Here is a 16,171-nt window from a genome sequence, read left to right as displayed (position 1 = left end):
ATGGAAGATGGTCTGCGTTTCGCTATCCGTGAAGGCGGTCGTACCGTCGGCGCTGGCGTCGTAGCCAAAGTCATCGAGTAATCGACGACTCATGAAGAAGCCCCCGCTTGCGGGGGCTTTTTTATTGGGTTGACACTCTGTGGGGCCGTCTATAGAATTGCGCCTCCTTTTAACGGGCGTATTGCGCCCGGTGGGAATAGCAGCCTGGAGTCTGAAATCCAATGCAAAATCAGCAAATCCGTATCAGGTTGAAGGCTTTCGACCATCGCCTGATCGACCAATCCACCCAGGAAATCGTGGAAACCGCGAAACGTACTGGTGCTCAAGTGCGTGGTCCAATTCCACTGCCTACCCGTAAAGAGCGGTTCACCGTTCTGGTCTCCCCGCACGTCAACAAAGACGCGCGTGACCAGTACGAGATCCGTACTCATAAGCGCGTACTGGACATCGTCCAGCCAACGGATAAAACCGTTGATGCTCTTATGAAGCTTGATCTTGCGGCAGGTGTGGAAGTGCAGATCAGCCTCGGCTAAGACTCGGTCTTAGTCGTGTAACGCTCTGAAATGGGCGGCCATAGCGGGTGAAAGCCCCGTACACTCATGAGGTTTACAACATGACTATTGGTGTAGTCGGTCGTAAATGCGGTATGACCCGTATTTTCACCGAAGAAGGTGTCTCCATTCCGGTCACGGTCATTGAGATCGAGCCGAATCGCGTCACCCAGTTCAAAACTGAAGAAACCGATGGCTATCGTGCAGTGCAGGTCACTGTAGGTGAGCGTCGTGCTTCGCGCGTGACTGCTGCTCAAGCAGGTCACTTCGCTAAAGCGAACGTTGCTGCCGGTCGTGGCGTTTGGGAATTCCGTCTTGAAGAAGGCGAGTACCAAGCTGGCGATCTGATCAATGCAGAAATCTTCGCTGCTGGCCAACTGGTAGACGTTACCGGTCAGTCGAAAGGTAAAGGCTTCGCCGGTACCATCAAGCGTTGGAATTTCCGCGGTCAAGATAACACCCACGGTAACTCCGTTTCCCACCGCGTCCCGGGCTCTATTGGCCAGTGCCAGACTCCTGGTCGTGTATTCAAGGGCAAAAAAATGTCCGGTCATATGGGCGCTGAGCGCGTGACCGTGCAGTCCCTGGAAGTAGTGCGCGTCGACGCTGAACGCAATCTGTTGTTGGTCAAGGGTGCTGTTCCTGGCGCTACTGGCGGCAACCTGGTTGTACGTCCGGCGGCCAAGGCTCGCGGTTAAGGGGAAGCTGACATGCAATTAAATGTAAATGACGCTCAAGCGATCGAAGTTTCCGAACTGACATTTGGCGGCGAATTCAACGAGACGCTGGTTCACCAAGCAGTCGTGGCCTACATGGCCGGCGGCCGTCAAGGTAGCAAGCAGCAAAAGACCCGTTCCGACGTTTCCGGTGGCGGCAAGCGCCCATGGCGTCAGAAAGGTACTGGCCGTGCTCGTGCCGGTACTATCCGTAGCCCAATCTGGCGTGGCGGCGGTACCACTTTCGCAGCTCGTCCTCAGGATCACTCCCAGAAGCTGAACAAGAAGATGTATCGCGCAGCAATGCGTTCCATCCTTGCTGAGCTGGTGCGTACTGATCGTCTGGTCGTGGTTCAGGATTTCGCTGTTGAAACTCCGAAAACCAAAGATCTGCTGGGCAAGCTGAACAACATGAGCCTGACCGACGTTCTGATCGTGTCGGACGCTGTTGATCAGAACCTGTACCTGGCTGCTCGTAACCTGCCACACGTTGATGTTCGTGACGTGCAAGGTTCCGATCCAGTTAGTCTGATCGCATACGACAAAGTGTTGATCACTGTGTCGGCCGTGAAGAAATTCGAGGAGCTGCTGGGATGAACCAGGAACGCGTATTTAAAGTTCTGCTTGGCCCGCACGTTTCCGAGAAGGCTACGGTTCTGGCAGACAAGAAAGGCCAGTTCGTTTTCAAGGTTGCTACTGACGCAACCAAGCTGGAAATCAAGAAGGCCGTCGAAAGCCTGTTCAGCGTGAAAGTGGAACGCGTTACTACCCTGAACGTTCTGGGTAAGAGCAAGCGTACCGCTCGCGGTCTGGGCAAGCGTAATGACTGGAAGAAGGCAGTTATCTCCCTTCAGCCAGGCCAAGATCTCGATTTCAGCAGCAGTGCTGAGTAAGGAAGGGGTGCATCATGGCAATCGTTAAATGCAAACCGACTTCCCCTGGCCGCCGTTTTGTGGTCAAGGTGGTCAACCAGGAGCTGCATAAAGGCGCTCCTCACGCACCGCTGCTCGAGAAGAAATCGAAGTCTGGTGGTCGTAACAACAATGGCCGCATTACCACTCGTCACGTTGGTGGTGGTCATAAGCAGCATTACCGTCTGGTCGACTTCCGTCGCAACGACAAAGATGGCATCGCTGCCACTGTCGAGCGTATTGAATACGATCCAAACCGTACTGCTCACATCGCTCTGCTGCTGTACGCAGATGGCGAGCGTCGCTACATCATCGCCCCTAAAGGCGTGAGCGCTGGCGACCAGCTGATCGCAGGTGCTCTGGCACCGATCAAGCCGGGCAACGCTCTGCAACTGCGCAACATTCCAGTTGGTAGCACCGTACACGGCATCGAACTGAAGCCAGGTAAAGGCGCGCAAATCGCTCGTTCGGCTGGTGCTTCGGCTCAGCTGGTCGCTCGTGAAGGTGTCTACGTGACCCTGCGTCTGCGTTCTGGTGAAATGCGTAAAGTGCTGGCTGAATGCCGCGCGACCCTGGGCGAAGTCTCGAACTCCGAGCACAGCCTGCGTTCGCTGGGTAAAGCTGGTGCCAAACGCTGGCGTGGCGTTCGCCCAACCGTTCGTGGTGTTGCCATGAACCCGGTTGACCACCCACATGGTGGTGGTGAAGGTCGTACCTCTGGTGGTCGTCATCCGGTATCGCCATGGGGCTTCCCGACTAAGGGCGCGAAGACTCGTGGTAATAAGCGTACCGACAAAATGATCGTCCGTCGTCGCAAGTAAATAGAGGGATACGACAGTGCCACGTTCTCTGAAAAAAGGTCCTTTTATTGATCTTCACCTACTGAAGAAGATCGAAGTGGCGGCGGAAAAGAACGATCGCAAACCAGTTAAGACCTGGTCGCGCCGTTCCATGATCCTGCCACAAATGGTCGGTCTGACCATTGCTGTGCATAACGGTCGTCAGCATGTTCCAGTTCTCGTGAACGAAGACATGGTCGGCCACAAACTGGGCGAGTTCGCCGGTACCCGTACATATCGCGGGCACGTGGCTGACAAGAAAGCCAAGCGTTAAGGGGTAAGGAATGATGGAAGTAGCCGCTAAGTTGTCGGGCGCTCGAATCTCCGCCCAGAAAGCCCGCTTGGTCGCCGACCAGATCCGCGGGAAGAAGGTGGGCGAAGCGCTCAACCTGTTGGCTTTCAGCAGTAAGAAAGCCGCCGAGATCATGAAGAAAGTGCTGGAGTCGGCCGTAGCCAACGCCGAGCATAACGAAGGCGCAGACGTTGATGACCTGAAGGTCTCCACCGTTTTCGTCAACGAAGGGCGTTCGCTGAAGCGCATCATGCCACGTGCCAAAGGCCGTGCTGATCGCATCGTCAAGCGGTCTTGCCATATCACTGTCAAGGTTGCTGACAAGTAACGGAGTCGAAGAGATGGGTCAGAAAGTACATCCCATTGGCATTCGCCTGGGAATCGTCAAGGAGCACACCTCCGTCTGGTACGCAGACGGTCGGACTTATGCGGACTATTTGCTCGCAGATCTGAATGTGCGTGAGTATCTCCAAGACAAACTAAAAAGCGCGTCCGTAAGCCGTATCGATATCCATCGTCCGGCTCAAACTGCACGCATCACCATCCACACCGCTCGTCCCGGCATCGTGATCGGCAAGAAAGGTGAAGATGTTGAGAAGCTGCGTCAGGACCTGACCAAGCAAATGGGTGTGCCTGTGCACATCAATATCGAAGAGATCCGCAAGCCGGAGCTCGACGGTATGCTGGTTGCGCAGAGCGTAGCTCAGCAGCTGGAGCGTCGCGTAATGTTCCGTCGTGCTATGAAGCGCGCCGTACAGAACGCCATGCGCATTGGTGCCAAAGGCATCAAAATCCAAGTGAGCGGTCGTCTCGGCGGTGCTGAAATCGCACGTACTGAATGGTATCGCGAAGGTCGTGTGCCACTGCACACCCTGCGTGCCGATATCGACTATGCCACCTACGAAGCTCACACCACTTACGGTGTGATCGGTGTGAAGGTTTGGATCTTCAAAGGCGAAGTAATTGGTGGTCGCCAAGAAGAGCTGAAGCCGCAAGCACCTGCGCCTCGTAAAAAAGCTGCTAAGTAAGGGGTACGCCAAATGTTGCAACCAAAGCGTACGAAGTTCCGCAAGCAAATGACCGGCCACAACCGTGGTCTGGCATTGCGCGGTAGCAAAGTCAGCTTCGGCGAGTTCGCGCTGAAGTCTGTTGCTCGTGGTCGTCTCACCGCTCGTCAGATCGAGTCAGCGCGTCGTGCTCTGACCCGTCACGTAAAACGTGGTGGCAAGATCTGGATCCGTGTATTCCCGGACAAGCCTATTTCCAAAAAGCCTCTCGAAGTTCGGATGGGTAAAGGTAAGGGTAACGTCGAATACTGGGTAGCCCAGATTCAGCCAGGCAAAGTCCTGTATGAAATCGAGGGTGTTTCTGAAGAGCTGGCGCGTGAGGCTTTCGCCCTGGCTGCTGCAAAGCTGCCGCTCGCCACCTCCTTTGTTAAACGGACGGTGATGTGATGAAAGCGAATGAACTTCGTGAAAAATCCGCACAGCAGCTGAACGAGCAACTGCTCGGCCTGCTGCGCGACCAGTTCAATCTGCGTATGCAGAAAGCAACTGGCCAGTTGGGGCAGTCTCATCTGCTCTCGCAAGTTAAGCGTGACATCGCTCGCGTGAAGACTGTGCTCAACCAGCAGGCAGGTAAGTAATCATGGCTGAAGCCGAAAAAACTGTCCGTACGCTGACTGGCCGTGTTGTCAGCGACAAGATGGACAAGACCATCACCGTTCTGATCGAGCGTCGCGTTAAGCACCCTATCTACGGTAAATACGTTAAGCGTTCGACTAAGCTGCACGCGCACGACGAAACCAACCAGTGCCACATCGGCGACAAAGTCACTATTCGTGAAACTCGTCCGATGGCCAAGACCAAGTCTTGGGCCCTGGTTGATGTTCTCGAACGCGCTGTGGAAGTCTAAGGGCTAGGGGTCGGAGAAATTATATGATTCAGACTCAATCCATGCTCGATGTGGCCGATAACAGCGGCGCTCGCCGCGTTATGTGCATCAAGGTGCTGGGTGGCTCCCATCGTCGTTACGCTGGTATCGGTGACATCATCAAAGTTACCGTCAAGGAAGCAATTCCTCGCGGTAAGGTGAAAAAAGGCCAAGTGATGACTGCTGTTGTAGTCCGCACTCGCCATGGTGTTCGTCGTGCAGACGGCTCCATCATCCGCTTTGATGGCAACGCTGCTGTTCTGTTGAACAACAAGCAAGAGCCGATCGGCACCCGTATCTTTGGGCCAGTGACCCGTGAACTTCGCAACGAGAAGTTCATGAAGATCGTCTCGCTCGCCCCAGAAGTGCTGTAAGGAGATCCGACATGCAAAAGATTCGTCGTGACGACGAGATCATCGTGATCGCCGGCAAAGACAAAGGTAAGCGCGGTAAGGTGCTTAAGGTTCTGGCTGACGACCGTCTGGTCGTCGGTGGCCTGAACCTGGTCAAGCGTCATACCAAGCCTAACCCGATGTCGGGCGTACAGGGCGGTATCGTCGAGAAAGAAGCGCCACTGCACGCTTCCAACGTCGCCATTTTCAACAGCGAAACCAACAAGGCTGACCGCGTTGGTTTCAAAGTAGAAGACGGCAAAAAAATTCGTGTCTTCAAGTCGACCCAAAAAGCGGTTGATGCTTGAACACTGCTAGGTAGAAGACCATGGCACGACTAAAAGAGATTTACCGGAAGGAAATCGCTCCGAAACTTAAGGAAGAACTTAAGCTTTCGAACGTGATGGAAGTTCCGCGCGTTACCAAAATCACCCTGAACATGGGTCTGGGCGAAGCAATCGGCGACAAAAAAGTCATCGAGCATGCTGTTGCTGACCTGGAAAAGATCACCGGCCAGAAAGTCGTTGTGACCTACGCTCGTAAATCCATCGCTGGCTTCAAAGTCCGCGAAGGATGGCCGATCGGCGTCAAAGTGACCCTGCGCCGTGAGCGTATGTACGAGTTCCTGGATCGTCTGCTGTCGATCTCCCTGCCTCGGGTTCGCGACTTCCGCGGCCTGAATGCCAAGTCCTTCGACGGTCGTGGCAACTACAGCATGGGCGTTAAAGAGCAGATCATTTTCCCGGAAATCGATTACGACAAGATCGATGCTCTCCGCGGTCTGGACATTACCCTGACCACCACTGCTAAGAACGATGATGAAGGCCGCGCTCTGCTGCGTGCTTTCAAATTCCCGTTCCGCAACTGATTGGAGTAGGAAAATGGCCAAGAAGAGCATGAAGAACCGTGAGCTGAAGCGTCAGCTCACCGTTGCCAAGTACGCCACCAAGCGTGCAGCGCTGAAAGCTATCATCGTGGATCTGAACGCAAGTCCAGAAGCTCGTTGGGAAGCTACCGTAGCTCTGCAGAAGCAGCCACGTGATGCAAGCGCTTCGCGCATGCGTAACCGCTGCCGCCTGACTGGTCGTCCGCACGGCGTTTACCGCAAGTTCGGCCTGGGCCGTAACAAGCTGCGTGAAGCTGCAATGCGTGGTGACGTACCAGGTCTGGTTAAAGCCAGCTGGTAATAGCTATCAAAGTCTCGGTGTTCGGGCTCGCAAGATCCCGATCGCCGGTGGCCTTGAACGTGAATCAAGCCCCTTTTGGGGCTTGATTCATTTCTGGGGTGTGTCTAGAATGACCGGCTCGCCTGAGCCCGTGTTTTTTGCCCGGAATTTCTCGGCGACAGTTGTAGCCGCAAGGCTAATTCTTTTTGTATCAGGAGCATCTAGCCCATGAGTATGCAGGACCCGTTAGCGGACATGCTAACTCGAATCCGTAATGCCCAGATGGCTGAAAAGTCCGTCGTAAGCATGCCGTCTTCCACGCTGAAGGTGGCTGTAGCAAAAGTCCTGAAGGACGAAGGTTACATCGCGGGTTATCAGATCAGCAGCGAAATCAAACCTCTGCTGTCCATCGAGCTGAAGTACTTCGAAGGCCGTCCGGTCATCGAAGAAGTGAAGCGCGTTAGCCGTCCAGGCCTGCGTCAGTACAAGTCCGTTGAAGAACTGCCGAAAGTACGTGGCGGTCTTGGCGTGTCTATCGTCTCCACCAACAAAGGTGTGATGACTGATCGTGCTGCGCGCGCTGCCGGTGTCGGCGGCGAAGTTCTTTGCACTGTGTTCTAAGGGGGGATAAGCATGTCTCGCGTCGCTAAGAACCCCGTTAAGCTGCCAGCTGGTGTCGAAGTCAAATTCGCCGGCCAACAGCTTTCGGTGAAGGGTGCCAAGGGCACTCTCGAACTGAACGTACACTCGTCCGTTGAAATTGTTCAGGAAGCTGGTGAGCTGCGTTTCGCTGCTCGCAACGGCGACCAACAAACTCGCGCAATGGCCGGTACCACTCGTGCTCTGGTAAACAACATGGTCCAAGGCGTAAGCCAAGGCTTCGAGCGTAAGCTCCAGCTGGTCGGTGTTGGTTACAAGGCACAGGCAAAAGGCACAGTGCTGAACCTGGCCCTCGGCTTCTCGCATCCAGTGGATTACGAACTGCCGGAAGGCATCACCGCTGAGACTCCTAGCCAGACCGATATCCTGATCAAGGGCATCGATAAGCAGCTGGTAGGTCAAGTGGCCGCTGAGATCCGCGACTTCCGTCCACCAGAGCCTTACAAAGGCAAAGGTGTGCGCTACGCGGACGAAGTCGTCCGTCGTAAAGAAGCCAAGAAGAAGTAGGGCATAGCAAATGACCGACAAAAAAGTTACTCGACTGCGTCGCGCTCGCAAAGCACGCCTGAAAATGCACGAACTCGAAGTCGTGCGTCTCTGCGTGTTCCGCTCTTCGCAGCACATCTACGCCCAGGTCATTTCGGCCGACGGCAACAAAGTCCTGGCAAGTGCCTCGACTTTGGATAAAGAACTGCGTGATGGCGCCACTGGCAACATCGACGCGGCCACTAAGGTTGGCCAGCTGGTCGCTACGCGTGCGAAAGCCGCTGGCGTCTCGCAGGTGGCTTTCGACCGCTCTGGCTTCAAGTACCACGGCCGCGTCAAGGCGCTGGCTGATGCTGCTCGTGAAGCTGGGCTGGAGTTCTAAGTTATGTCAAATAACGACCAAAAGCGCGACGAAGGCTACATCGAGAAGCTGGTTCAAGTTAACCGCGTAGCCAAAACCGTAAAAGGCGGCCGTATCTTCACTTTCACCGCGTTGACCGTGGTTGGTGATGGTAAGGGCCGTGTTGGCTTCGGCCGTGGCAAGTCGCGTGAAGTGCCTGCTGCGATCCAGAAGGCAATGGAAGCTGCTCGCCGCAACATGATCCAAGTTGACCTGAACGGCACCACTCTGCAGTACGCAATGAAGTCCGCTCACGGCGCTTCCAAGGTGTACATGCAGCCTGCTTCTGAAGGTACCGGTATCATCGCTGGCGGCGCTATGCGTGCTGTCCTCGAGGTAGCTGGCGTTCAGAACGTTCTGGCCAAGTGCTACGGCTCGACTAACCCAGTAAACGTGGTTCACGCCACTTTCAAGGGTTTGAAAGCAATGCAGTCCCCTGAATCCATTGCCGCCAAGCGTGGCAAAAGCGTCCAGGAGATCATCTGATCATGGCTACCGTAAAAGTAACGCTGATCAAAAGCATGACCGGCCGTATCCCTAACCACAAACTGTGCGTTAAGGGTCTGGGTCTGCGTCGCATCGGTCACACTGTAGAAGTCCAGGATACTCCCGAGAATCGCGGGATGATCAATAAGGCTTACTACATGCTGCGTGTCGAGGGTTAATCGATGAAACTCAATGATCTGAGTCCAGCGCCGGGTTCCCGTCGCGAAAAGCATCGTCCGGGCCGTGGTATCGGTAGTGGTTTGGGTAAGACTGGTGGCCGTGGTCACAAAGGTCAGACTTCCCGCTCCGGTGGCACCATTGCTCCAGGCTTTGAAGGCGGTCAACAGCCGCTGCATCGTCGCCTGCCGAAGTTCGGTTTCGTTTCCCTGAAGGCCATGGATCGCGCAGAAGTGCGTCTGTCCGAGCTGGCTAAAGTGGAAGGCGACATCGTCACCGTGCAGTCCCTGAAAGATGCCAACGTGATTAACCAAAACGTTCAGCGTGTGAAAATCATGCTGTCCGGCGAAGTTACTCGCGCTGTGACCATCAAGGGTATCGCAGCCACCAAAGGTGCGCGTGCGGCTATCGAAGCAGCTGGCGGCAAGTTCGAGGAATAAATGGCTAAGCAAGGTGCTCTCTCTGCGCTCGGCAAAGGCGGTATGTCTGAACTTTGGGCTCGTCTGCGTTTTCTGTTCTTGGCGATTATCGTCTACCGAATAGGCGCACACATCCCGGTTCCAGGTATCAACCCTGACCGACTCGCGGACCTGTTTCGACAGAATGAGGGGACCATTCTTAGCTTGTTCAACATGTTTTCCGGCGGCGCGCTGGAACGGATGAGCATCTTTGCACTGGGGATCATGCCGTATATCTCGGCATCGATCATCATGCAGCTGATGACAGCCGTCAGCCCGCAGTTGGAGCAGTTGAAGAAGGAAGGTGAAGCTGGCCGTCGCAAGATCAGCCAGTACACCCGCTACGGCACTGTCATCCTGGCCCTGGTTCAAGCTATCGGCATGTCCGTTGGCTTGGCGGGTCAGGGTGTTGCGTTCACTGGTGACTTTGGCTTCCATTTCGTCGCGGTATCCACTTTTGTGGCTGGTGCGATGTTCATGATGTGGCTGGGTGAGCAGATTACTGAGCGTGGTGTTGGCAACGGTATCTCGATGTTGATTTTCGCAGGTATCGTCGCCGGTCTTCCGAGAGCGATCGGGCAGTCTTTCGAGTCTGCACGTCAGGGTGATATCAACATTTTTGCCCTGGTTGCGATCGGTTTGCTGGCAGTAGCGATTATCGGTTTTGTGGTGTTCATTGAGCGTGGTCAGCGTCGTATTGCTGTTCATTACGCCAAGCGTCAGCAGGGCCGCAAGGTATTTGCTGCGCAGACCAGCCACTTGCCGCTGAAAGTGAATATGGCTGGTGTTATTCCTGCTATCTTCGCGAGCAGCATTTTGCTGTTTCCGGCTTCGTTGGGTGCCTGGTTCGGTCAGTCTGAAGGTATGGGCTGGTTGCAGGACATCTCGCAGTCGATCGCTCCTGGTCAGCCGTTGAATATTCTGCTGTTTAGTGCAGGGATTATTTTCTTCTGCTTCTTCTATACGGCGTTGATGTTCAATCCGAAAGACGTAGCGGAAAACCTGAAGAAGTCCGGTGCCTTTATTCCGGGCATCCGTCCAGGTGAGCAGTCGGCGCGCTACATTGATGGCGTTCTGACTCGTTTGACCATGTTCGGTGCTCTATATATGACGGCCGTCTGCCTGTTGCCCCAGTTCCTGGTGGTTGCTGCAAACGTTCCGTTCTACCTTGGCGGGACCTCGTTGCTGATCGTGGTCGTGGTTGTTATGGACTTTATGTCGCAAGTACAATCGCACCTCGTTTCCCACCAGTACGAATCCCTGATGAAGAAAGCCAACCTGAAGGGTTACGGCAGCGGCATGCTGCGCTAATCCATAAGGTTCGAGGAGTTGGTGATGAAAGTTCGTGCATCGGTGAAAAAGCTGTGCCGTAACTGCAAGATTATTCGCCGCGAAGGTGTTGTTCGAGTAATTTGCAGCGCGGAACCGCGTCACAAACAGCGCCAAGGCTGAGTGTGATTGTGCTTCAAGCCCGGCAGCTAGTGCGCTGCCGGGTTGATTATTTGTTATTACAGCGATATTATCTCGCGCCCTATTTCTTGGCTTCCGGGGCGTAGGTAGCTGTCAATTGGAGTCCCACTGAATGGCCCGTATTGCAGGCGTTAACATTCCAGATAACAAGCATACTGTTATCTCGCTGACCTACATCTATGGTGTTGGTCGCACTACTGCGCAGAAAATCTGCGCGGTGACTGGGGTCAACCCAGCTGCGAAGATCAAGGATCTGAGCGACGAGCAAATTGAACAGCTGCGTGGCGAAGTGGCGAAGTTCACCACTGAAGGTGACCTGCGTCGCGAAATCAACATGAAAATCAAACGCTTGATGGATCTGGGCTGCTACCGCGGTCTGCGCCATCGTCGTGGTCTTCCAGTGCGCGGTCAGCGTACCAAGACCAACGCGCGTACTCGCAAAGGTCCGCGTAAGCCGATCCGCAAGTAATCGCACCAGCGAATCGACAGGAATTTAGTCATGGCAAAACCTGCTGCTCGTCCTCGTAAAAAGATTAAAAAGACAGTGGTTGATGGCATCGCCCACATCCACGCGTCTTTCAACAACACCATCGTGACCATCACCGACCGTCAAGGTAACGCTCTTTCCTGGGCAACCTCCGGTGGTTCGGGTTTCCGCGGTTCTCGCAAGTCCACCCCGTTCGCTGCTCAAGTAGCTGCTGAGCGTGCTGGTCAAGCTGCGCTGGAATATGGCCTGAAAAACCTCGACGTCAACGTCAAGGGTCCAGGTCCAGGTCGTGAATCCGCAGTCCGCGCTTTGAACGGCTGTGGCTACAAGATCGCCAGCATCACCGACGTGACGCCAATCCCGCACAACGGGTGCCGTCCGCCGAAGAAGCGCCGCGTGTAATCCAGGAGATTGTAAAGAATGGCTCGTTACATTGGTCCAAAATGCAAACTGGCTCGTCGCGAAGGCACCGATCTCTTCCTGAAGAGCGGCGTGCGCGCTATCGAATCCAAGTGCAACATCGAAGCAGCTCCTGGCATCCACGGCCAGCGTCGCGGTCGTCAATCCGACTACGGCACCCAGCTGCGTGAAAAGCAAAAAGTTCGTCGTATCTACGGCGTACTCGAGCGTCAATTCAGCGGCTACTACAAACAAGCAGCTGGCAAGAAGGGCGCAACCGGCGAAAACCTGTTGCAACTGCTCGAATGCCGTCTGGACAACGTTGTGTACCGCATGGGCTTCGGTTCTACTCGTGCCGAATCCCGTCAGCTGGTATCGCACAAGTCGATCAGCGTAAACGGTCAGACCGTTAACGTTCCGTCCTACCAGGTTCGTGCTGGTGACGTGGTCGCTGTTCGCGAGAAAGCAAAAAATCAACTTCGCATTGTCCAAGCTCTCGATCTGTGTGCTCAACGTGGCCGCGTAGAATGGGTAGAAGTAGACACTGAGAAGAAGTCGGGCGTTTTCAAGAACGTTCCAGCTCGCAGTGATCTGTCCGCCGACATCAACGAAAGCCTGATTGTCGAGCTCTACTCCAAGTAAGGGCTAGAAAATAGGTGCATCCATGCAGATTTCGGTAAATGAGTTCCTGACACCCCGCCACATTGATGTGCAGGTTGTCAGTCCAACCCGCGCCAAGATCACCCTCGAGCCTCTCGAGCGTGGTTTTGGCCACACCCTGGGCAACGCGCTGCGCCGCATCCTGTTGTCCTCAATGCCCGGCTGTGCAGTAGTCGAGGCCGAGATTGACGGTGTGCTCCACGAGTACAGCGCCATCGAAGGTGTACAGGAGGACGTAATTGAAATCCTGTTGAACCTTAAAGGTCTGGCTATCAAGCTGCACGGCCGTGACGAAGTTACGCTGACCTTGTCGAAGAAGGGTTCGGGGGTGGTTACCGCTGCCGATATTCAGCTGGATCATGATGTCGAGATCGTTAATCCCGATCACGTAATCGCTAACCTGGCGTCTAACGGCGCCCTGAACATGAAGCTCGTAGTAGCTCGTGGTCGTGGTTATGAACCGGCCGACTCGCGTCAGAGCGATGAAGACGAAAGCCGCAGCATTGGTCGCTTGCAGCTCGACTCTTCGTTCAGCCCGGTTCGCCGTATCGCATACGTGGTGGAAAACGCCCGTGTCGAGCAGCGTACTAACCTGGACAAGCTGGTTATTGATCTGGAAACCAACGGTACTCTGGATCCTGAAGAGGCTATCCGTCGTGCTGCAACCATCCTGCAACAGCAGTTGGCTGCGTTCGTCGACCTCAAGGGTGACAGTGAGCCAGTGGTAGTCGAGCAGGAAGACGAGATCGATCCGATCCTGCTTCGCCCGGTTGACGATCTGGAACTGACTGTACGTTCGGCTAACTGCCTTAAGGCGGAAAACATTTACTACATCGGCGACCTGATTCAGCGTACCGAAGTAGAACTGTTGAAGACTCCGAACCTGGGCAAGAAATCCTTGACTGAAATCAAGGACGTTCTGGCCTCCCGCGGTCTGTCCCTCGGCATGCGCCTCGACAACTGGCCGCCTGCAAGTCTTAAGAAGGACGACAAGGCGACTGCCTGATCGTCGTAATCACCGAACGTTGTGTTTGGTAAGGAATGAACCATGCGTCATCGTAAAAGTGGGCGTCACCTGAGCCGCACCAGCTCGCACCGCAAGGCCATGTTCCAGAACATGGCGGTGTCGCTGTTCGAGCACGAGCTGATCAAAACTACACTGCCGAAAGCTAAAGAACTGCGCCGCGTTGCCGAGCCGCTGATCACTTTGGCCAAGACAGACAGCCTGGCTAACCGCCGTCTGGCTTTCGACCGTACTCGTTCGAAAGCTATCGTTGGTAAGCTCTTCAACGACCTGGGCAAGCGCTACGCTACCCGTGAGGGTGGCTACCTGCGCATCCTCAAGTGCGGTTTCCGCGCTGGCGACAACGCTCCTATGGCGTACGTTGAACTGGTTGATCGTGCTGTCGGCGGTGAAGCTGTATCCGCTGAGTAAGACGTCAGTCTGAAACAAGGAACCGGGCCTAGCGCCCGGTTTTTTGTGTCTGCCTATATTGGATATTTCTATCGTTAGCTAATGTGTAATGCATTGGATGTTGTAACACTGGTGGTCAATACTCTTTATCAGCCGATTAGCCGGCAGTTTCACAGACTGACAGAGGAAGATTGAGCATGAGCCAGACCAAAACTCTTACTACCGCAAGTGGCGCTCCTGTCGCTGATAACCAGAATTCTCGTTCCGCCGGTCCCCGGGGTCCTCTGCTTCTCGACGATTTTCACCTGATCGAAAAGCTCGCCCATTTCAACCGCGAGAATATTCCCGAGCGTCGCGTGCACGCCAAAGGTTCGGGCGCCTATGGCACTTTCACCGTTTCTCGTGATATCACCGAGTACACCAGCGCCAAGTTGTTTGAGGCGGTAGGCAAGAAGACTCCGACCTTCCTGCGTTTTTCCACGGTAGGCGGCGAGCGTGGTTCGGCAGACACCGAGCGTGACCCACGCGGCTTTGCCCTCAAGTTCTACACCGAAGAAGGCAACTGGGACATCGTAGGCAACAACACCCCGGTGTTCTTCATTCGCGACCCGCTGAAGTTTCCCGACTTTATCCACACCCAGAAGCGCTTGCCCCAGAGCAATCTGAAAAGTGCCCAGATGATGTGGGATTTCTGGTCCCATTCGCCCGAGGCGCTGCACCAAGTAACCATTCTGTTTTCCGATCGGGGTATTCCGGACGGCTACCGCCACATGCATGGCTTTGGCAGCCACACCTACAGCCTGATCAACACCAAGGGTGAGCGGCACTGGGTCAAGTGGCACTACAAGACCAAGCAGGGCATCAAGAACCTGGCGCCGGCTGACGCAGCGCGCCTGGCCGGTACCGATCCTGATTACGCCCAGCGCGACCTGTTCAATGCGATCGAGCGCGGTGAGTTTCCGAAATGGAGCGTGTGCATCCAGGTCATGACCGAAGCTCAAGCCGCCGCGCATTACGAGAACCCCTTCGATGTGACCAAGACCTGGTCGCAGAAAGAGTTCCCGTTGATCGAAGTGGGTGAGCTGGAACTGAACCGCAACCCGTTGAATTACTTTGCAGAGGTCGAGCAGGCTGCATTCGGCCCTAGCAATATGGTACCTGGGGTAGGTCTTTCGCCGGACCGCATGCTGCAAGGCCGGGTATTCGCATACGCCGACGCGCATCGCTACCGTGTGGGTACCAACCACCAACAGTTGCCGGTGAACGCTCCATTGAGCCCGGTGAACAGCTACCAGCGCGACGGCTCCATGGCTTTCGGTACCAATGGTGGCGCGGCGCCTAACTACGAGCCCAACAGCTATGGCGATGCGCCGAAGCAGGCTCCACGTTATGCCGAGCCGGCCCTGGCACTCAGCGGTGCTGCGGACCGCTACGATCATCGTGAAGACACCGACTACTACAGCCACGCTGGTGCGTTGTTCCGCCTGATGAACGATGAGCAGAAGGCGTTGCTGATCAATAACATCGCGGGCGCCATGGCTGGAGTGACGGCTGATGTGGTTGATCGGCAGTTGCAGCATTTCTACAAGGCCGACCCGGCTTACGGCGAAGGCATCGTCAAAGCTTTGGGCGTATCGCTCAAGTAAGTCTAAATAAGAAGCAGAACCGCCCTCATTAGGGCGGTTTTTGCGTTATTTCTACTGGTTTTCTCAGATATTCTTCACTTTTTCAGCTATTTCTAAGTGACCTGCAAGTCAGCTTGGTTCAAACTATCCACTTTCAAGCAGGGAGATGTAGGGCGATGCAAGGTCACCCGGACGTAATCGATTACCTCAACACGTTGCTGACGGGCGAGCTGGCAGCACGAGACCAATATTTCATCCACTCGCGGATGTACGAAGACTGGGGCTTTACCAAGCTCTATGAGCGTATCAACCATGAAATGGAAGAAGAGGCGCAACACGCCGACGCCCTGATGCGCCGCATCCTGATGCTCGAAGGCACTCCGCGCATGCGCCCTGACGATCTCGACACCGGAACCACGGTGCCGGAGATGCTGGCTAGCGACCTGCGCCTGGAATACAAGGTGCGCGCCGCGTTGTGCAAAGGCATCGAGCTGTGCGAGTTGCACAAGGACTATGTCAGCCGCGACATCTTGCGCATCCAACTGGCGGATACCGAGGAAGATCACACCTACTGGCTGGAGAAGCAGTTGGGCCTGATCAAGTCCATCGGCCTGGAGAACTACCTGCAATCGCAGTTCTGATTGCCTTAG

The 16,171-nt window shown here is 55.0% G+C and carries 31 protein-coding genes; all 31 read left to right on the top strand.

Features of this window, described 5'->3' with window-relative positions; all coding sequences use genetic code 11:
• On the top strand, positions 1-81 hold an 81-nt coding region (locus AC1RGE_RS30000), incomplete at its 5' end, for an EF-Tu C-terminal domain-related protein (RefSeq protein WP_081309343.1).
• 140 nt (positions 82-221) lie between these two features.
• A complete protein-coding gene (rpsJ, locus tag AC1RGE_RS29995) occupies positions 222-533 on the top strand; it encodes a 30S ribosomal protein S10 (protein WP_003186070.1) in 312 nt (103 codons plus the stop codon).
• An 80-nt stretch (positions 534-613) separates the two neighbouring features.
• Positions 614-1,249, top strand: a complete 636-nt coding sequence (rplC, locus tag AC1RGE_RS29990) for a 50S ribosomal protein L3 (protein WP_007924205.1) — start codon at positions 614-616, stop codon at positions 1,247-1,249.
• A 12-nt stretch (positions 1,250-1,261) separates the two neighbouring features.
• Positions 1,262-1,864 (top strand): 50S ribosomal protein L4, encoded by a 603-nt coding sequence (gene rplD / locus AC1RGE_RS29985; protein WP_007924200.1) that lies wholly within the window; start codon positions 1,262-1,264, stop codon positions 1,862-1,864.
• A complete protein-coding gene (gene rplW / locus AC1RGE_RS29980) occupies positions 1,861-2,160 on the top strand; it encodes a 50S ribosomal protein L23 (RefSeq protein ID WP_002555488.1) in 300 nt (99 codons plus the stop codon). The genes rplD and rplW overlap by 4 nt, the downstream gene beginning before the upstream one ends.
• A 14-nt stretch (positions 2,161-2,174) precedes the next feature.
• A complete protein-coding gene (gene rplB / locus AC1RGE_RS29975; protein ID WP_011063775.1) occupies positions 2,175-2,999 on the top strand; it encodes a 50S ribosomal protein L2 in 825 nt (274 codons plus the stop codon).
• A 16-nt stretch (positions 3,000-3,015) separates the two neighbouring features.
• On the top strand, positions 3,016-3,291 hold the full coding sequence (rpsS, locus tag AC1RGE_RS29970; RefSeq protein ID WP_002555486.1) for a 30S ribosomal protein S19: 276 nt from the start codon (positions 3,016-3,018) through the stop codon (positions 3,289-3,291).
• 13 nt (positions 3,292-3,304) lie between these two features.
• A complete protein-coding gene (gene rplV, locus AC1RGE_RS29965; RefSeq protein WP_003103908.1) occupies positions 3,305-3,637 on the top strand; it encodes a 50S ribosomal protein L22 in 333 nt (110 codons plus the stop codon).
• A 13-nt stretch (positions 3,638-3,650) separates the two neighbouring features.
• Positions 3,651-4,337: a 30S ribosomal protein S3 gene (rpsC, locus tag AC1RGE_RS29960; protein ID WP_007924192.1), complete on the top strand. Its 687-nt coding sequence runs from the start codon at positions 3,651-3,653 to the stop codon at positions 4,335-4,337.
• Positions 4,338-4,349: 12 nt separating this feature from the next.
• Positions 4,350-4,763 carry a 50S ribosomal protein L16 gene (gene rplP, locus AC1RGE_RS29955; RefSeq protein ID WP_003228729.1) on the top strand — a complete coding sequence of 138 codons (414 nt, stop codon included), beginning with the start codon at positions 4,350-4,352 and terminating at the stop codon, positions 4,761-4,763.
• A complete protein-coding gene (gene rpmC / locus AC1RGE_RS29950; protein WP_002555481.1) occupies positions 4,763-4,954 on the top strand; it encodes a 50S ribosomal protein L29 in 192 nt (63 codons plus the stop codon). Before rplP ends, rpmC begins: the two co-directional genes overlap by 1 nt.
• 2 nt (positions 4,955-4,956) lie before the next feature.
• Positions 4,957-5,223 carry a 30S ribosomal protein S17 gene (rpsQ, locus tag AC1RGE_RS29945; protein ID WP_003194644.1) on the top strand — a complete coding sequence of 89 codons (267 nt, stop codon included), beginning with the start codon at positions 4,957-4,959 and terminating at the stop codon, positions 5,221-5,223.
• A gap of 23 nt (positions 5,224-5,246) precedes the next feature.
• Positions 5,247-5,615 carry a 50S ribosomal protein L14 gene (rplN, locus tag AC1RGE_RS29940; RefSeq protein WP_011063774.1) on the top strand — a complete coding sequence of 123 codons (369 nt, stop codon included), beginning with the start codon at positions 5,247-5,249 and terminating at the stop codon, positions 5,613-5,615.
• An 11-nt stretch (positions 5,616-5,626) separates the two neighbouring features.
• Entirely contained in the window at positions 5,627-5,941 is a 315-nt protein-coding gene (rplX, locus tag AC1RGE_RS29935; protein WP_010443924.1) for a 50S ribosomal protein L24, read from the top strand.
• 20 nt (positions 5,942-5,961) lie between these two features.
• Positions 5,962-6,501 carry a 50S ribosomal protein L5 gene (rplE, locus tag AC1RGE_RS29930; protein WP_003210069.1) on the top strand — a complete coding sequence of 180 codons (540 nt, stop codon included), beginning with the start codon at positions 5,962-5,964 and terminating at the stop codon, positions 6,499-6,501.
• A gap of 13 nt (positions 6,502-6,514) precedes the next feature.
• On the top strand, positions 6,515-6,820 hold the full coding sequence (gene rpsN, locus AC1RGE_RS29925) for a 30S ribosomal protein S14 (protein ID WP_003228726.1): 306 nt from the start codon (positions 6,515-6,517) through the stop codon (positions 6,818-6,820).
• 207 nt (positions 6,821-7,027) lie between these two features.
• Positions 7,028-7,420, top strand: coding sequence for a 30S ribosomal protein S8 (rpsH, locus tag AC1RGE_RS29920; RefSeq protein ID WP_011063773.1), 393 nt, complete (start codon positions 7,028-7,030; stop codon positions 7,418-7,420).
• A gap of 12 nt (positions 7,421-7,432) precedes the next feature.
• Positions 7,433-7,966, top strand: coding sequence for a 50S ribosomal protein L6 (rplF, locus tag AC1RGE_RS29915; protein WP_007924185.1), 534 nt, complete (start codon positions 7,433-7,435; stop codon positions 7,964-7,966).
• Positions 7,967-7,976: 10 nt separating this feature from the next.
• Positions 7,977-8,327: a 50S ribosomal protein L18 gene (gene rplR / locus AC1RGE_RS29910; protein ID WP_003186037.1), complete on the top strand. Its 351-nt coding sequence runs from the start codon at positions 7,977-7,979 to the stop codon at positions 8,325-8,327.
• A gap of 3 nt (positions 8,328-8,330) precedes the next feature.
• Positions 8,331-8,831 carry a 30S ribosomal protein S5 gene (rpsE, locus tag AC1RGE_RS29905; RefSeq protein WP_007924184.1) on the top strand — a complete coding sequence of 167 codons (501 nt, stop codon included), beginning with the start codon at positions 8,331-8,333 and terminating at the stop codon, positions 8,829-8,831.
• A 2-nt stretch (positions 8,832-8,833) separates the two neighbouring features.
• A complete protein-coding gene (rpmD, locus tag AC1RGE_RS29900) occupies positions 8,834-9,010 on the top strand; it encodes a 50S ribosomal protein L30 (protein ID WP_003176408.1) in 177 nt (58 codons plus the stop codon).
• Between the two features lie 3 nt (positions 9,011-9,013).
• Positions 9,014-9,448: a 50S ribosomal protein L15 gene (gene rplO, locus AC1RGE_RS29895; RefSeq protein ID WP_007924183.1), complete on the top strand. Its 435-nt coding sequence runs from the start codon at positions 9,014-9,016 to the stop codon at positions 9,446-9,448.
• Positions 9,449-10,777 carry a preprotein translocase subunit SecY gene (secY, locus tag AC1RGE_RS29890; protein ID WP_003210064.1) on the top strand — a complete coding sequence of 443 codons (1,329 nt, stop codon included), beginning with the start codon at positions 9,449-9,451 and terminating at the stop codon, positions 10,775-10,777.
• A gap of 24 nt (positions 10,778-10,801) precedes the next feature.
• The gene (rpmJ, locus tag AC1RGE_RS29885) at positions 10,802-10,918 is read left to right on the top strand and encodes a 50S ribosomal protein L36 (RefSeq protein ID WP_002555468.1); all 117 of its coding nucleotides are present in this window, start codon (positions 10,802-10,804) and stop codon (positions 10,916-10,918) included.
• Positions 10,919-11,048: 130 nt separating this feature from the next.
• Entirely contained in the window at positions 11,049-11,405 is a 357-nt protein-coding gene (gene rpsM / locus AC1RGE_RS29880) for a 30S ribosomal protein S13 (protein ID WP_003186020.1), read from the top strand.
• Between the two features lie 30 nt (positions 11,406-11,435).
• A complete protein-coding gene (gene rpsK, locus AC1RGE_RS29875) occupies positions 11,436-11,825 on the top strand; it encodes a 30S ribosomal protein S11 (RefSeq protein ID WP_007924177.1) in 390 nt (129 codons plus the stop codon).
• A gap of 18 nt (positions 11,826-11,843) precedes the next feature.
• Entirely contained in the window at positions 11,844-12,464 is a 621-nt protein-coding gene (gene rpsD / locus AC1RGE_RS29870; RefSeq protein WP_011063772.1) for a 30S ribosomal protein S4, read from the top strand.
• Between the two features lie 22 nt (positions 12,465-12,486).
• Entirely contained in the window at positions 12,487-13,488 is a 1,002-nt protein-coding gene (locus AC1RGE_RS29865; protein ID WP_007970428.1) for a DNA-directed RNA polymerase subunit alpha, read from the top strand.
• 42 nt (positions 13,489-13,530) lie between these two features.
• On the top strand, positions 13,531-13,917 hold the full coding sequence (gene rplQ / locus AC1RGE_RS29860; protein WP_007924175.1) for a 50S ribosomal protein L17: 387 nt from the start codon (positions 13,531-13,533) through the stop codon (positions 13,915-13,917).
• 176 nt (positions 13,918-14,093) lie between these two features.
• The gene (locus AC1RGE_RS29855; protein ID WP_492585547.1) at positions 14,094-15,542 is read left to right on the top strand and encodes a catalase; all 1,449 of its coding nucleotides are present in this window, start codon (positions 14,094-14,096) and stop codon (positions 15,540-15,542) included.
• A gap of 155 nt (positions 15,543-15,697) precedes the next feature.
• Entirely contained in the window at positions 15,698-16,162 is a 465-nt protein-coding gene (gene bfr, locus AC1RGE_RS29850; protein WP_011063770.1) for a bacterioferritin, read from the top strand.
• The last annotated feature ends 9 nt before the right edge of the window (positions 16,163-16,171 follow it).

The sequence above is a fragment of the Pseudomonas sp. GW823-FHT02C05 genome, assembly GCF_058797595.1.
This window is presented reverse-complemented; position numbering and strand designations above follow the sequence as displayed.

Bases quoted from the DNA above. Each gene is read 5' to 3' on its own strand.
- rpsJ (WP_003186070.1), top strand. From the start codon at position 222: ATGCAAAATCAGCAAATCCGTATCAGGTTGAAGGCTTTCGACCATCGC.
- rplC (WP_007924205.1), top strand. From the start codon at position 614: ATGACTATTGGTGTAGTCGGTCGTAAATGCGGTATGACCCGTATTTTC.
- rplD (WP_007924200.1), top strand. From the start codon at position 1,262: ATGCAATTAAATGTAAATGACGCTCAAGCGATCGAAGTTTCCGAACTG.
- rplW (WP_002555488.1), top strand. From the start codon at position 1,861: ATGAACCAGGAACGCGTATTTAAAGTTCTGCTTGGCCCGCACGTTTCC.
- rplB (WP_011063775.1), top strand. From the start codon at position 2,175: ATGGCAATCGTTAAATGCAAACCGACTTCCCCTGGCCGCCGTTTTGTG.
- rplV (WP_003103908.1), top strand. From the start codon at position 3,305: ATGGAAGTAGCCGCTAAGTTGTCGGGCGCTCGAATCTCCGCCCAGAAA.
- rpsC (WP_007924192.1), top strand. From the start codon at position 3,651: ATGGGTCAGAAAGTACATCCCATTGGCATTCGCCTGGGAATCGTCAAG.
- rplP (WP_003228729.1), top strand. From the start codon at position 4,350: ATGTTGCAACCAAAGCGTACGAAGTTCCGCAAGCAAATGACCGGCCAC.
- rpmC (WP_002555481.1), top strand. From the start codon at position 4,763: ATGAAAGCGAATGAACTTCGTGAAAAATCCGCACAGCAGCTGAACGAG.
- rpsQ (WP_003194644.1), top strand. From the start codon at position 4,957: ATGGCTGAAGCCGAAAAAACTGTCCGTACGCTGACTGGCCGTGTTGTC.
- rplN (WP_011063774.1), top strand. From the start codon at position 5,247: ATGATTCAGACTCAATCCATGCTCGATGTGGCCGATAACAGCGGCGCT.
- rplX (WP_010443924.1), top strand. From the start codon at position 5,627: ATGCAAAAGATTCGTCGTGACGACGAGATCATCGTGATCGCCGGCAAA.
- rplE (WP_003210069.1), top strand. From the start codon at position 5,962: ATGGCACGACTAAAAGAGATTTACCGGAAGGAAATCGCTCCGAAACTT.
- rpsN (WP_003228726.1), top strand. From the start codon at position 6,515: ATGGCCAAGAAGAGCATGAAGAACCGTGAGCTGAAGCGTCAGCTCACC.
- rpsH (WP_011063773.1), top strand. From the start codon at position 7,028: ATGAGTATGCAGGACCCGTTAGCGGACATGCTAACTCGAATCCGTAAT.
- rplF (WP_007924185.1), top strand. From the start codon at position 7,433: ATGTCTCGCGTCGCTAAGAACCCCGTTAAGCTGCCAGCTGGTGTCGAA.
- rplR (WP_003186037.1), top strand. From the start codon at position 7,977: ATGACCGACAAAAAAGTTACTCGACTGCGTCGCGCTCGCAAAGCACGC.
- rpsE (WP_007924184.1), top strand. From the start codon at position 8,331: ATGTCAAATAACGACCAAAAGCGCGACGAAGGCTACATCGAGAAGCTG.
- rpmD (WP_003176408.1), top strand. From the start codon at position 8,834: ATGGCTACCGTAAAAGTAACGCTGATCAAAAGCATGACCGGCCGTATC.
- rplO (WP_007924183.1), top strand. From the start codon at position 9,014: ATGAAACTCAATGATCTGAGTCCAGCGCCGGGTTCCCGTCGCGAAAAG.
- secY (WP_003210064.1), top strand. From the start codon at position 9,449: ATGGCTAAGCAAGGTGCTCTCTCTGCGCTCGGCAAAGGCGGTATGTCT.
- rpmJ (WP_002555468.1), top strand. From the start codon at position 10,802: ATGAAAGTTCGTGCATCGGTGAAAAAGCTGTGCCGTAACTGCAAGATT.
- rpsM (WP_003186020.1), top strand. From the start codon at position 11,049: ATGGCCCGTATTGCAGGCGTTAACATTCCAGATAACAAGCATACTGTT.
- rpsK (WP_007924177.1), top strand. From the start codon at position 11,436: ATGGCAAAACCTGCTGCTCGTCCTCGTAAAAAGATTAAAAAGACAGTG.
- rpsD (WP_011063772.1), top strand. From the start codon at position 11,844: ATGGCTCGTTACATTGGTCCAAAATGCAAACTGGCTCGTCGCGAAGGC.
- AC1RGE_RS29865 (WP_007970428.1), top strand. From the start codon at position 12,487: ATGCAGATTTCGGTAAATGAGTTCCTGACACCCCGCCACATTGATGTG.
- rplQ (WP_007924175.1), top strand. From the start codon at position 13,531: ATGCGTCATCGTAAAAGTGGGCGTCACCTGAGCCGCACCAGCTCGCAC.
- AC1RGE_RS29855 (WP_492585547.1), top strand. From the start codon at position 14,094: ATGAGCCAGACCAAAACTCTTACTACCGCAAGTGGCGCTCCTGTCGCT.
- bfr (WP_011063770.1), top strand. From the start codon at position 15,698: ATGCAAGGTCACCCGGACGTAATCGATTACCTCAACACGTTGCTGACG.